At 65.2% G+C, this 12,787-nt stretch carries 12 protein-coding genes; 8 read left to right on the top strand and 4 right to left on the bottom strand.

Features of this window, described 5'->3' with window-relative positions; all coding sequences use genetic code 11:
* Positions 1 to 127 precede the first annotated feature (127 nt).
* Entirely contained in the window at positions 128 to 1,090 is a 963-nt protein-coding gene (gene epsC, locus METLW4_RS0111145) for a serine O-acetyltransferase EpsC (protein ID WP_018266292.1), read from the top strand.
* Positions 1,091 to 1,093: 3 nt separating this feature from the next.
* Here the strand turns inward: epsC and METLW4_RS0111140 are convergent, their stop codons facing one another.
* The gene (locus METLW4_RS0111140; RefSeq protein WP_018266291.1) at positions 1,094 to 1,366 is read right to left on the bottom strand and encodes a hypothetical protein; all 273 of its coding nucleotides are present in this window, start codon (positions 1,364 to 1,366) and stop codon (positions 1,094 to 1,096) included.
* 135 nt (positions 1,367 to 1,501) lie between these two features.
* Here METLW4_RS0111140 and METLW4_RS0111135 point away from each other — a divergent pair, with 135 nt between their 5' ends.
* Entirely contained in the window at positions 1,502 to 1,897 is a 396-nt protein-coding gene (locus tag METLW4_RS0111135) for a YidH family protein (protein ID WP_018266290.1), read from the top strand.
* Positions 1,898 to 1,921: 24 nt separating this feature from the next.
* Here METLW4_RS0111135 and METLW4_RS0111130 read toward each other — a convergent pair whose 3' ends face one another.
* Complete coding sequence (locus METLW4_RS0111130) at positions 1,922 to 2,803, bottom strand: hypothetical protein (RefSeq protein WP_018266289.1); 882 nt, start codon at positions 2,801 to 2,803, stop codon at positions 1,922 to 1,924.
* Between the two features lie 322 nt (positions 2,804 to 3,125).
* Here METLW4_RS0111130 and METLW4_RS24645 point away from each other — a divergent pair, with 322 nt between their 5' ends.
* The 3 genes from METLW4_RS24645 (at position 3,126) to METLW4_RS0111115 (ending at position 8,367) form a co-directional block, all read left to right on the top strand.
* The gene (locus METLW4_RS24645; RefSeq protein WP_083919259.1) at positions 3,126 to 4,742 is read left to right on the top strand and encodes a PepSY domain-containing protein; all 1,617 of its coding nucleotides are present in this window, start codon (positions 3,126 to 3,128) and stop codon (positions 4,740 to 4,742) included.
* A 304-nt stretch (positions 4,743 to 5,046) separates the two neighbouring features.
* Positions 5,047 to 7,584, top strand: a complete 2,538-nt coding sequence (locus METLW4_RS0111120) for a TonB-dependent receptor (protein WP_157235058.1) — start codon at positions 5,047 to 5,049, stop codon at positions 7,582 to 7,584.
* A gap of 27 nt (positions 7,585 to 7,611) precedes the next feature.
* Positions 7,612 to 8,367, top strand: a complete 756-nt coding sequence (locus METLW4_RS0111115) for an outer membrane protein (RefSeq protein ID WP_018266286.1) — start codon at positions 7,612 to 7,614, stop codon at positions 8,365 to 8,367.
* A 47-nt stretch (positions 8,368 to 8,414) separates the two neighbouring features.
* On the opposite strand, the gene METLW4_RS0111110 is transcribed toward METLW4_RS0111115, so the two are convergent.
* Entirely contained in the window at positions 8,415 to 9,053 is a 639-nt protein-coding gene (locus METLW4_RS0111110; RefSeq protein WP_018266285.1) for a LysE family translocator, read from the bottom strand.
* A 316-nt stretch (positions 9,054 to 9,369) separates the two neighbouring features.
* On the opposite strand from METLW4_RS0111110, the gene petA reads away from it, so the two are divergent.
* Genes petA through METLW4_RS0111095 form a run of 3 tightly spaced genes read left to right on the top strand, consistent with a single transcriptional unit; the run spans position 9,370 to position 12,042 of the window.
* Positions 9,370 to 9,888, top strand: coding sequence for a ubiquinol-cytochrome c reductase iron-sulfur subunit (gene petA / locus METLW4_RS0111105; RefSeq protein ID WP_018266284.1), 519 nt, complete (start codon positions 9,370 to 9,372; stop codon positions 9,886 to 9,888).
* A 38-nt stretch (positions 9,889 to 9,926) separates the two neighbouring features.
* Positions 9,927 to 11,177 (top strand): cytochrome b, encoded by a 1,251-nt coding sequence (locus METLW4_RS0111100; RefSeq protein ID WP_018266283.1) that lies wholly within the window; start codon positions 9,927 to 9,929, stop codon positions 11,175 to 11,177.
* Entirely contained in the window at positions 11,170 to 12,042 is an 873-nt protein-coding gene (locus METLW4_RS0111095; RefSeq protein WP_245258434.1) for a cytochrome c1, read from the top strand. The genes METLW4_RS0111100 and METLW4_RS0111095 overlap by 8 nt, the downstream gene beginning before the upstream one ends.
* Positions 12,043 to 12,082: 40 nt before the next feature.
* Here the strand turns inward: METLW4_RS0111095 and METLW4_RS0111090 are convergent, their stop codons facing one another.
* Entirely contained in the window at positions 12,083 to 12,709 is a 627-nt protein-coding gene (locus tag METLW4_RS0111090) for a MarC family protein (RefSeq protein WP_018266281.1), read from the bottom strand.
* Between the last annotated feature and the right edge of the window lie 78 nt (positions 12,710 to 12,787).

Raw genomic sequence — 12,787 nt, 5'->3', positions numbered from 1 at the left:
TAAGGGCTCGGACGCCGCCGCGCCAGCCGACTCGGCGGTTGTCGTCGATCCTTTAGTAGTGTAGTAGATTTATAGACTGAATATAATGAGGGCGACGGTTTCCGCCGCCTGTCGAAGGAGCGGCGCGGTGACGCAAGCAAAGCAGGGGCCGCATGCAGGAAACGGGTCCGAGCCGAGCGGATTTCCGCAGCTCGGCCGCATCGTCGCGGAGCTCGGCGAATTGCGTCGCGCCTCGCAGAAGCGCCGCTATCGCGATGGGCGCCTGCCCGAGCTGCCCTCGCGCGAGGCGACGATCGAGATCATCGAGGGGCTCGCGGCGAGCCTCTATCCGCGCCATTTCGGTCCGCCGGAGCTGACCACCGACAGCGCCGACGGCTTCGTGCTCTACACGCTGGACAAGAGCCTGCGCGCCCTGCGCGAGCAGGTGCGGCGCGAGCTGCAATTGCTGGCCAATGGCTCGGATGACGGAACCATCGACCATCGCCCGCGCGCGCATGAGATCGTCGACGCTTTCGCGCAGGCGCTGCCGCTGATACGGGCGCTGCTCGACACCGATATTCGCGCCGCCTATGAGGGCGATCCCGCGGCCAAGAGCCTCGACGAGGTGGTGTTCTCCTATCCCGGCCTTTCGGCGATCATTCGCCACAGGCTCGCGCATCGTCTCTATCTGCTCGGCGCGCCCATGCTCGCGCGGCTCGTGTCGGAGATCGCGCATTCGGCGACGGGAATCGACATTCATCCGGGCGCGGAGATCGGCGAAGGCTTCTTCATCGATCACGGCACCGGCGTCGTCATCGGCGAGACCGCGGTCATCGGCAGGAATGTGCGGCTCTATCAGGCGGTGACGCTGGGCGCCAAACGATTCGAGGTCGATGAGACCGGCGCGCTGGTGAAGGGCGGCGCGCGTCATCCGATCATCGAGGACGATGTGGTGATCTACGCCGGCGCCACAGTGCTCGGCCGCATCACCATCGGTCGCGGCTCCGTCATCGGCGGCAATGTCTGGCTGACGCATGGCGTGCCGGCGGGCAGCAATGTCACGCAGGCGAAGCCGCTGAGCGAATCCTTCACCTTCGGCGCCGGCATCTGAGCGTCACGGCGTCAGCGCGGCGGCGGTCGGCGCAGGCTCGTCCTTCGCTTCTATGTCGCCTGCGGCGTCATGCGCGGAGAGCGCCGAGCACAGCGCCGCGGCATTGTCCCATGTGCATGTGGTCGCGCCGATTCCGCGCGTGCATGTGCATCGGTAGAGCACGCCCGCGACGCATCGCGTGGCGCCTGAGTCGCTCGTCGATCGACAATCCTGGGCGGCGGCGGCGCTCGCGGCGATCACAATGGCGGCCGTGAGGCTCCTCATCGGATAAATCATGACGGATGCTCCGAAGATGTCGGCGGATCGACATCGGGCTATCTATCGCGTCGCCGAAGGGGTTCAATACGCGTCGACTCGTCGCGCCCGCGACCCGCGCGAATCGCGTTCCCCGACCATGCGAGAGGAGACGTCATGATTCGTGATTACGTCAGCCACGCCGCCAATGAGCGCACGTTTCTCGCATGGGTGCGGACCGGCGTCGCGATCATGGCGCTCGGCTTCGTGATCGAGAAATTCGATCTTTTCGTGCATACGATCAGCGCCACGCTACCGGAGGTAGAGCGCGGCCCGATCTTGCGGCGTTTCGAAAAATTGTCGGGACCATTGACGAGTTGGGGAGGCGGCGGCCTGCTGGTGCTCGGAGGAGTCGCGCTGATCGTCGTCGCAACCGTGCGTTTCATTCACACGCGGCGTCTCATCGCCGATGAGGCGCAGCATGGCTTCGACGCGGGGACGGCGGAGCTCGTCGTGCTCGCCGCGCTGCTGCTGCTCGGCGCGGGCTTCGTCGTCTATCTCGCGATCGGCTGACGCGGCGCGACGATCGCGCGCGCCTCACCGCCCATGCGTGCCGGTCGCGCGATGGTCTTCCTCGAACGACTCGATGGGCGCCTGCTCCACCGGCGTCTCCTGCCGCTGCGGCGCGCGCGCCGGCCGGCCTTCCTGCTCGGCGCGGCGGAACTCCTCATATCCCTCATAGATCGGCGCGAGCAGGCCGTTGCATTCCGAACGGTGCAATTTCGTCTTGTGCATGAGACTCTCGACGATGCGCTCCTGCTCCTTTTGCAAATGGCGCAGCCGCATCGCCGTCACCGATTGCAGCTCCTCGAAGATGGAGAAGCTCAGCCGCTGCTTCTCCTCCTCGGAGAGCGAGGCCGTGTAGTGCGTCTTGTGCATGAAAGACTGCGCCAGACGAAACGCCGTGTTCATGTTGCGGTCGTCGATCCCGTCCTGCGGCGGCGCGCCGAGGAAGATGTGCTCGGCGATTCGCGGCGCCAGCGCGCGCATCGCATGCAGCGCGTCCTTGTCGGCCGGAGTGGCGAGGTCATTGATGAAATGGGCGACGCCCTTCTCCTGCTCGAATTGCACGTCGGCGAGCCAGAGATCGGAGCCCGTGCGTCCAGAGCCGCGAAACAGCGACACGCTCTGCGTGCGCAAGCCGCCGGTCGCCGAGATCAGCATGATGCCGGCGGCGCGCGTCGCCGTGCGGCGGCGTCCCGACGTGTCGGGATCGGCAGGAGTCATGCGCTTGCTAACGGCGCGGCGCAGCGCGCGCGCGGCCTTCTCGGCGCGCAGGCGCTCGGCCTCTATGCGCTGCTGCTCGCGCAGCTCGGCGAGCGCCTGCTCGCGCGCCGCCATCGCCGCCGCGTCTATCGTCGACGTCTCCGCCTTGCTCGGCTTCGCCTTGCGTCGCGTATGCGCGATATAGGTGCCCACGCCGCTCCTCCGCAGAGCGCTCGGCTCATCGATCGCGATCCGCTGAAATGTCGCGAGCGTCCGAGGCGCAGGAGAAACGCTAGCGCCGAAGACGACGGCTTCGCGATTGTGGAGAGTCCCCTTGTGGCGACCACGCAATCCGGCGCGGGGAGGGGCGCCGCGGGCCTGGCGGCGGCTGCGTCCATCGCTTTGCGACGGCCGGGAAAACCCGATATATTCCTATTTACCTAGTCATATTCATCAATTAAATTTCGCGGCGTCTTTTTCCTGCCGTCGGCGGAACCGCCGCCGCGGCCATTCAGCGCGATGCGGAGCGTCCCGAATGTCGAAATTGCTCTTTCTTCACAGATGGGTGGGCGTCGTATTGGCGCTGTTCATGCTCGTCTGGTTCTCCACCGGATTATCCATCGCCTTCATCGGCTCGCCGACGATCGACCGTGCGCAGAGGCTGGCGCATGCGCCGGCGCTTCTGCCGCAGGACGGGTGGCTCTCGCTGGGCGAGGCGCTGAGCGCCAGCGCCGCAGCGCGCGCGCAGGCCGTCAAGGACGGCGGCGAGGCTGTCGGCGGCGGCATGGGACATGGCGGGGGCATGGGAGGCGGCGGCCATCATGCGCATGGCGGCGCCAAGGCGGAGCCCGGCCTCTCCGATGCACGGCTGCAGCGCGTGGGCGATGAGCCGATCTGGCTGGTCGAGGACGACGCCGGCCGGCGTTTCGCCCTTTCTGCGACCAATGGCGCGCTCGTCGATTTCGATCCGCAGGCGGCGGAGCGCATCGCGCGCGACTGGCTCGGCGCGCCCTCGCTGCTCTATCTCGACACGGTGGAAGCGGCCGTCGGCCTGCGCAACGCCGAGACGCTGAAGCCGTTTCATCGATTCGCGACGGGAGATGGCGCGGGCACGCAGATCATCGTCTCGGCGCGCACGGGCGAGGTCGCGCAAGTCTCGACGCGGGTCGAGCGCGCTTTCATCTACGCCGGCAATTGGCTGCATCTCTTCCGCTGGCTGGATGTGCTCGGCGCCGGCGAATATCGGCGCGACGCGCTCACCTATGTCGGATTTTTCGCCGCCATCGGCGCCTTCAGCGGCGTCGTCATCGGCTGGATCAAATGGAAGCCGGGATTTTTCGGCCGTCCGACCTATGCGCGCGGGCGCACGCAGCCCTATCGCGAGCCCTGGCTGAAATATCATTTTTGGGCCGGGCTCATCGGCGGGACTTTCGCTTTCTTCTGGGCGGCGAGCGGCTTTCTCTCCACCAATCCGGGGCAGATTTTCTCGCAGGCCACAGCGAGCCGGGAGGAGCTGGCGCGCTATCGCGGCGCCGCGCTTCCGCAGGCCGTCGTCGATTGGCGGCCCACCGCCGCGCTCGGCCTCTCCGCCGATGTCGTCGAGCTCGCCTGGAGCCGTCTCGGCGAGGAGGCGCTGCTGCTCGCGCAATCGCGTGACGGCGCGCGCCGCGCCGTCGCCGTTCCGGGCGCCGTCGCCGGCCTCGGCGAGACGTCGATTCTCGCCGCCGCGACTCGGCTGAAGGAGGGCGGCGCCATCGCCGGCGCCGAGACGCTCGCCGACTATGATTCCTATTATTTCGCCAATCATCGGCAGACGGCGCTCGACAAGCCCTTGCCCGTGCTGCGCGTCGATTTCGCCGACCCCGAGCATACGTCGCTCTATGTCGATCCGGCGGATGGCCGCCTGCTCGCGAAATTCGACACGAGCCGGCGCGTCTATCGCTGGGTCTATTCGGCCGTCCATCATTGGGACTTCGGCTGGTTCCGCAATCATTGGCTGTGGTGGGGCTGGATGGGCGTCTGGGTCTCCTTCGGCGTCGTGCTCAGCGCCAGCGCCGTGGTGCTGGCGTGGCGGCGCCTGCGACGCTCCCTTCCTGTTCCCGAGCCGGCGAGCGGGGAACGGCGCGCCAGACGCGCCGCCCAAACCGCCTAACGCGCGTCCGCTCTATCCCGAACTCTTTATTTTCATCATAGGGTTGAGAGAAAAATGCCCCGTCTCCGAAAGGAGGCGGGGCATTTTTTTTCGCGCAGGGAGCCGCCTGTTGCGGCGGCGCCACAGGCCTTGCGCGAAAGGCCGCCGCTCGCCGGCGAGGGTGAGCGAAGCTGTTGACGTCCCCTACGAAATCTACGTAGTCTATAGATATTATACGTAAGCGCGCCATGGGGGAGCGCTGCGTAAACCGTCGCCGTGGCTCCGCGAGGGGCCGCGTGCGACGGGACATGGGGAAACTGTGGTGATGTCGAGAGCGAGTGGAGAGAAGAGAGAGTCGCGTGCGAGCTTGTTGCGCAGCGTCGGCTTCGCCTCATTGGCGGCGGCGGGCGTTCTGGTCTTTGGAGCCGGCCCGGCGGCCACGCAATCGGCGCCCGCGCCGGCCGCTGACGCCAATAATGCGGCCGCCGCGGCAGCCGCCAATGCGCAGGTCGACGATGTGACCGTGACCGCGCGACTGCGTGAGGAGAAAGCCCAGGACGTGCCGCTGCCGGTCAGCGTCGTCGGCAGAAAGACCGCCGAGCGCGAGCATATCGAGCGTCTGGGCGATTTCGCGCAGAAAGTGCCGAACTTCGTTCCCTATGTCACCAATCCGCGCACATCCGCCATGTCGATCCGCGGCATTTCCGGCATTTCCGGCGGCGCGGACGGCTCGGAATCGGCGGTCGGACTCATCGTAGACAATGTGTTCTACACGCATGTCGGCTTCCAATGGGCGGATTTCGTCGATCTGCAGAGCCTCGAAGTGGCGCGCGGCCCGCAGGGCACGCTGCTCGGCAAGAACACCACGGTCGGCGCCGTCGTCATCCATACGCAGCTGCCGTCCTTCACGCCGGAGGCCAGTTTCGAGACCTCCTTCGCCAATCGCAGCCGCATCATAGAGAAGGCGAATATCAGCGGCCCGATCATCGACGACAAGCTCGCCTATCGCGTCACCTTCTTTCTCGACAAGAGCGACGGCGCGATCAATGACGCGCTCACCGGCGCTGATCTGCTCAACAATAATCGCTGGGGCGTGCGCGGCCAGCTCTATTATGTCGGCGACAATTTCACCGATCGCCTGATCTTCGATCGCCTGCGCTCCGACGAGTACAATAATTACAGCGGCGTCATCGGCAATACCTTCCCGGTCTGGGCCAATGGCGCGATCAACACGACCTATGCGCAAAATCTCGCGTCGCGCCTGCACATTCCCTTTCTCGTCAACAGCCCCTATGCGCCGGTGCTGTCGCGCCTCGGCAATCTCGATCAGCGCACGACGGGCGTGTCGAACGAGATCAATGTGCAGATCGGCGACAACACGCTCACGGCGATCTCCGCCTGGCGCGAGTTCATCCTGCATCCGCGCAACTCGCTCGGCAATAATTACACGCAGATCAGCGGCAACGCCTTCGATGTGAAGGTGGATCAATATTCGCAGGAGGTTCGCCTCGCCTCGCCCAAGGATCAGACCATCGAATGGCAGGTCGGCGTCTATGCGTTGCACGAGGCCGTCTCGTCCTATCAGCACACGGACTATGGCTATCAGGCGTCGCAATGGCTGCTCAATAATTTCAACGCCGATCCGGCGCTGCTCAACGGAACCTCCGAGCATACGGACGGCAAGGCGCGCACCTTCAGCCTCGCGGAATTCGGCCAGGCGACTTGGCATATCGACGAGCAATGGGCGCTGACCGCGGGTCTGCGCGACACATTCGAGATCAGAGAGGGTTCGGATTTCGGCTGGGCGAGCGGCGTCTACACGAGCGCGCAGGCGGCGGCGATGCAGACCGCGGCCGGCACCACCTTCTTCGACACGGGTGGACGCAAGGCCACGCGCAACTCGCTCTCGGGCCTCGTCAATCCGTCCTATAAATACAGCGACAACATTCTGTTCTACGGCTCGGCGGCGCGCGGCGAGAAGTCTGGCGCCATCAACACGGCCGCTCTGCCCGTGTTCGACAGCAAGCAGAATTTCAAGGAGTGGCAGCCGGTCGTCACCAAGCCGGAGGTGTCGTGGGACTATGAGCTCGGCGTCAAGACCAATTGGCTCGACAATAAGCTCATCCTCAACGGCAATCTCTATTGGAACGACATCTACGACTTCCAGTCGATATTGGTGAACACCGCCATCGTCGATGTGACGGGCGTGCCGTTGCGCAAGACCTATCTCGGCAATATCGGCCATGTGCGTCTGCGCGGCTTCGAGTTCGACGGCCGTTGGAATCCGGTCGAGCGCTTGTGGATCACCTTCTCGGGCGCTCTCACCGATGCGCGCTACGTCAATTACAAGAACGCCGCGCCGCCGCCGGATTGGACTTGGCCGGCCTCGCTCAATGTGAATGGCGTCGCCGCGCCGCTCTCGGTCGATCTTTCCGGCCAGCGCATCACCGGCGGCGTCGCCGGCAATAGCCCGGTCGCGCCTTACTCCTTCAATATCGGCGTCAATTACGAGCTTCCGCTCGGCCGCATATTCGAAGGGATCGGCGGCTTCGCCGACGTGCCGGTCACAGCCTTCACCTACGGCAATCTCGCCTGGAAATACAAGACGCAGCTATCACAGCCGGGCTCCATCTATTCGGTGTTCCAGCCCTCCTATTCGATCGTGAATTTCGGCATCGGCCTAAGGACCGACGACGAGCGCTACAGCCTGCATTTTTGGGCGAAGAATCTCTTCGACCAGCGTTACGTGACCGCGCAGACCATCGGCACGGCGACGACCACGGGCTCGGCTCCTCAGACGGTGACTTTCGGCGATAACGCCTTCCGCGCTTACGGGGCGACTTTGAAAGTAAAGCTCTACTGACGAGCTGAAAGCATGAGGAGTTGGATAATGTCGAATTGGACGAGAAGCTTCCGCACGATCGCCGCCCTCGCGGCGGCGCTCGCGGCGGGCGGGGCGGCGGCGGCGGATCTGCCGTCGACCAAATCCGCGCCTGTCCCGCCGCCGGCGCCGGTCTTCAGCTGGCAGGGCGCCTATATCGGCGCCTATGCCGGCGCGCTGCTGGGCGAGGGGACCTTCACCTATTTCCGCGAGTCGCCGCTGCGCGGCTCGGGCTTCGTCGGCGGCGGCACGCTCGGCTATAATTGGCAATGGTCGCCGACCATCGTCCTCGGCCTCGAGGCCGATTTCGGCTATCGCGGCGCGATCAACGCCGAGACGGGCGGCTTCAACACGCCGAGCCCGACCGATACGGGCGTGTTCGGCACATTCCGTGGCCGCGCGGGCTACGCCTTCACGCCGAAATGGATCCTCTACGGGACCGCAGGCTTCGCCTATGGGACGGATTTTGCGCCGGGCGGCTTCACCTCGAATCTACCCGTGACGATCGGTCAGCTCTCCACGGGCACGACCGTTCGCGCCGGCTGGACCGCGGGCGCCGGCTTCGAATACGCCTGGTCGGACAAGATCTCGGTGAAGGGCGAATATCTCTACACGCAGCTCGCCGACTCGGGCGTCAGCTATTCCACCAATTTCGGCGCCGTGCCGCTCACCGTGAAGAGCGCCGGCCATATCGTGCGCGGCGGCCTCAATTATCACTTCACGACGCCCGCCGCTCCTACGGTCGCGCCGATCGTGACCAAATAAGGCGTCGGTCCTCGCCGAGCCCGCGGCCTCTCCCGGCCGCGGGCGCGTCAATGAAGGGCCGCGCCGCTCCATTCGGCGCCGAGCATGGCCAGAACGGAGACGAGCAGCAAAACGCCGGCGAGACGCGAGAGATTGCGGCTGGCCGTCGGCTCCGGCGTCCAGCGCCGGGCGCCATAGCTCGCCGCATGGGCGAGCGCGGAATAGAGCGTCAGGCACAGGAAGCTCGTGGTCCAGCCATAGACGAGCGCATGCCGCCAGAACGGTCCGTCCGCGGCGTCGAAAAACTGCGGCAGTATCGCGAAATAGAACAAGAGCCCCTTTGGATTGAGCAGGCTGGTGCCGACGCCGGCCGAAAAGGCCGCCCAATCCGTGCGCTCCCGGCCGCGGCTCGGCGCCCCGAAGCCGCCGTCAGAGCGGATGAGCCGAAAGGCCAGCCAGGAGAGATAGGCGACGCCGATATATTTGAGGGCGAGGAACAGCGCCGGAAAAGCCGCGAAAACGAGCTGAAAGCCGGCCGCCACCAAAAGAGTGAGCAGCGCATAGCCGAAGGCTATGCCGGCGGCGGAGAAGCGGCCCGCCCGCGCGCCGGAAGCCAGCGCCCGGCCGAGCACATAGAGCATGTCCGGCCCCGGAACCGCGATGAGGCTGACCACCGTCGCCACGAAAACCAGATAACGGCCGCTCATGTCCTCACGCGCCTCCTTAAAGCGACCCGCATGAGCCTCGCCGCGGGCGCTCGCGTCAAGGGACGCCGCCGCCGCGACGCTTCCGGCGGTTGACAAAATTTCCCAAGGGCCGTTTGTGGACAAGAGCGGCGTGCTGCGTCAGTGATCTCGAGGCGCCGGCAAGCGCGCTATTTGTCGCAGCGACGCGAAGGCCGCTTGCGGTCTCACGCCAAACTGCTCAAAACAGGCGCGCCCATCGCGGATGGATTTGTTTCCATTCGCGTTACGAGCCGAGAGGCAGGGGCCAGGGTCGAACTCGCGAGAGAGGTTCCAGAAAGTGAGCAATGCGACAAAGGCGGAGCCGAACCGCCGGGATATTTTGTTCCTCGCCACGGGCGCGGCGGCGACGGTCGCAGCGGGCGCCGCCGTATGGCCGTTGATCGCGCAGATGAATCCAGACGCTTCGACATTGGCGCTGGCCTCGACGGAGCTCGACATCTCGGCAATTCCCGAGGGGCAGATCGTCACCGTCAAATGGCGCGGCAAGCCGGTCTTCGTGCGGCATCGCACTCGCCAAGAGATCGAGGCCGCGCAGAATGTCCCGCTCGCCGAGCTGCCCGATCCGCAAGCCGATTCGGCGCGCGTGAAGAAGGCCGAATGGCTCGTCGTCGTCGGCGTCTGCACCCATTTGGGCTGCATCCCCACCGGCCATGAGGGCGAGTTCCACGGCTGGTTCTGCCCGTGCCACGGCTCCACCTACGACACCTCCGGCCGCATTCGCAGCGGTCCGGCTCCGACCAATCTCGAAGTGCCCGACTACGCCTTCCTGAGCGACACCAAGATCAAGATCGGCTGATCGCGGCCTCGCCGTCCCAACTTCCGAGACCACCATCCATGACCGGACATTCGACCTACACGCCGAAGAGCGGCTTTGCGCGCTGGCTCGAGCGGCGCCTGCCGATCCTCGGCTTCATCCACGAATCCTTCGTCGCCTATCCCGTTCCGAAGAACCTCAACTATCTTTGGACATTCGGCGCGATCCTCTCCTTCATGCTGGTCGCGCAGATTGTGACCGGCATCGTTCTGGCGATGCACTACACGCCGGAGACGACGCTCGCCTTCGATTCGATCGAGCACATCATGCGCGATGTGAATTGGGGCTGGGCGCTGCGCTATGCGCACGCCAACGGCGCCTCCATGTTCTTCCTCGCCGTCTATATCCACATCTTCCGCGGCATGTATTACGGCTCCTACAAGGAGCCGCGCGAGGTGCTGTGGATCCTCGGCGTCGTGATCTTCATGCTGATGATGGCGACGGGCTTCCTCGGCTATGTGCTGCCTTGGGGCCAGATGTCCTTCTGGGCGGCGACGGTGATCACGAATCTCTTCACCGCCATTCCCTATGTGGGCAATTCCATCACCACCTGGCTGCTCGGCGGCTATTCGGTCGACAACGCCACGCTCAACCGCTTCTTCGCGCTGCATTACCTCCTGCCCTTCGTCATCGTGGCCATCGTGGGCCTGCATGTCTGGGCGCTGCATGTGACGGGGCAGAACAATCCGACGGGCGTCGAGGTGAAGGACATAAAGAAGGAGACCGTGCCTTTCACGCCCTATGCGACGCTGAAGGATTCTGTCGGCCTCGTCATCTTCATCGTGCTCTACGCCTGGCTCACCTTCTTCGCGCCCAACTACACCGGCCATCCCGATAATTACATCGAGGCCAATCCGCTGGTGACGCCGCCGCATATCGTGCCGGAATGGTATTTCCTGCCCTTCTATGCGATATTGCGCGCCATCCCCAACAAGCTCGTCGGCGTCATCGCGCTGTTTTCCTCCATTCTCATCGTGGCGGCGCTGCCCTGGCTCGACACGTCGAAGGTGCGTTCGGGCGTCTATCGTCCGACCTTCAAGAAGTTCTACTGGGTCTTCGTCTTCGTGTCGGTCGGCCTCGGCTATCTCGGCGCGCAGCCGGCGGAGGGCGTCTATCTCATCGCCGCCCGCATATTGATGGCCTATTACTTCCTGCACTTCCTCGTCGTGCTGCCGCTTCTCGGCAAATATGAGCAGACCCTGCCGGAGCCGCGGTCGATCGCCGCCTCGCTCGGCGAGGCCGCCACCGAGGAGGAGAAGCCCCATGCGTGACGGTCAGCGAGCATCGATCATGAAATCGGTCAAATCCCTCGTGATGGCGGCGGCCTTGGTCGGCGCCGCGGGCGCCGCTGTGGCGGAGGAGGGCGGCGCGCATTCGCAGCCCAAGCCGCCGCGCCAGCAATGGAGCTTCGCCGGCGCCTTCGGCAGCTTCGATCAGGCGCAGCTGAAGCGCGGCTTCAAGGTCTATAAGGAAGTCTGCGCGAGCTGCCATTCGCTCTCGCGCGTCGCCTTCCGCAATCTCGCCGAGAAGGGCGGGCCGGAGCTCTCCGAGGCGCAGGCCAAGGAGATCGCCGAAAGCTATAAGATCAAGGACGGGCCGAATGACGCGGGCGATTATTTCGAGCGTCCCGGCCGGCTGAGCGACCATTTCCCGCCGCCCTTCCCCAATGAGCAGGCGGCGCGCGCGGCGATGAACGGCGCCTATCCGCCGGACATGTCCGTGCTCGCCAAGGCGCGCGGCTATTCGCGCGGCTTCCCGCTGTTCCTCGCCGACGCGCTGCCGGGCTTCTCCTATCAGGAGCACGGCGTCGATTACATCGTCGCTCTGCTCGGGGGCTACACGGATGCGCCGCATGGCGTGGAGCTGCCGCCCGGCCAATATTACAACGTCTATATGACCGGCCATCGCATCGGCATGCCGCCGCCGCTCTCCGACGGCGTCGTGACCTATGACGACGGAGCGCCGCAGACGGTGGATCAATATGCGAAGGACATCGCCGCTTTCCTGATGTGGACCGCCGAGCCGCATCTCGAGGAGCGCAAGTCGATCGGGCTGAAGATCGTCGGCTTTCTGATCGTGCTGTCCTTCCTGGTCTATTTCACCAAGCGCAAGATCTGGGCGAACGTCCACCATTGACGCGACGCAGCGACGCGATCCCGCGAGATCGCGTCGCCGCTCACCCCTGCAAAAACGCCCGCACGCCATCGGCGACGAATTGCACGGCGAGGGCGGCGAGCAGCACGCCCAGCAATCGCGTCAGCACGACATTGGCCGCCGTGCCGAAGAATTGCGCCACCTCTCCCGCGATCAGGCAAAAGACCAGGCAAATCGCCATTATGCCGGCGATCACCGCGATCAGGCTCGCGAGGAGCGTCACATCGCCATGCGCGTCGCCGGCGAGCAGCACGGTCGCGGTGATGGCGCCGGGGCCGGCCATCAGCGGAATGGCCAGCGGATAGGCGGCAAGATGGTGCACATGCTCGGCCAGCGCTTTTTCCGCCGCCTTGGAGTCGCGCTGAATGCGCACGCCGAACACCATTTCAGAGGCGATCGAAAATAAGAGAAATCCGCCCGCGATGCGGAAGGCGGGAATGGAAATGCCCATCGCGCCGAGCAGACGCTGACCGATCAGCGCCGAGCCCGCGAGAATGGCCAGCGCATAGACGGCGGCGCGAAAGGCGATGGCGCGCTTCATCGGCGCCTCGAGCCCCGATGTCGCGGCGACGAAGACCGGCGCGAGGCCGAGCGGCTCCACGACGACGAGCAGCGTCACAAAGGCCGAGACGAGATAGTCGAGATCCATCCCGGCCTCCGGTGGGCGAGCGTCGCGGAGGCAGATAGCGCCCCGCGGGCGAAGCGCCAGCCGCGCGTCGCAGCTCGC

The organism is Methylosinus sp. LW4, from assembly GCF_000379125.1.
GTDB lineage: Bacteria > Pseudomonadota > Alphaproteobacteria > Rhizobiales > Beijerinckiaceae > Methylosinus.
Note: the sequence above shows the minus strand (reverse complement) of the source record. Positions and strands in the feature narration are given on the sequence as shown.

What these genes read in the sequence shown, in the direction of transcription:
- METLW4_RS24645 (WP_083919259.1), top strand. Translation starts at nt 3,126, where the DNA reads ATGTCGAAATTGCTCTTTCTTCACAGATGGGTGGGCGTCGTATTGGCG.
- METLW4_RS0111110 (WP_018266285.1), bottom strand. Translation starts at nt 9,053, where the DNA reads ATGAGCGGCCGTTATCTGGTTTTCGTGGCGACGGTGGTCAGCCTCATC.
- METLW4_RS0111135 (WP_018266290.1), top strand. Translation starts at nt 1,502, where the DNA reads ATGATTCGTGATTACGTCAGCCACGCCGCCAATGAGCGCACGTTTCTC.
- METLW4_RS0111140 (WP_018266291.1), bottom strand. Translation starts at nt 1,366, where the DNA reads ATGATTTATCCGATGAGGAGCCTCACGGCCGCCATTGTGATCGCCGCG.
- METLW4_RS0111095 (WP_245258434.1), top strand. Translation starts at nt 11,170, where the DNA reads ATGCGTGACGGTCAGCGAGCATCGATCATGAAATCGGTCAAATCCCTC.
- METLW4_RS0111120 (WP_157235058.1), top strand. Translation starts at nt 5,047, where the DNA reads ATGTCGAGAGCGAGTGGAGAGAAGAGAGAGTCGCGTGCGAGCTTGTTG.
- METLW4_RS0111100 (WP_018266283.1), top strand. Translation starts at nt 9,927, where the DNA reads ATGACCGGACATTCGACCTACACGCCGAAGAGCGGCTTTGCGCGCTGG.
- METLW4_RS0111115 (WP_018266286.1), top strand. Translation starts at nt 7,612, where the DNA reads ATGTCGAATTGGACGAGAAGCTTCCGCACGATCGCCGCCCTCGCGGCG.
- METLW4_RS0111090 (WP_018266281.1), bottom strand. Translation starts at nt 12,709, where the DNA reads ATGGATCTCGACTATCTCGTCTCGGCCTTTGTGACGCTGCTCGTCGTC.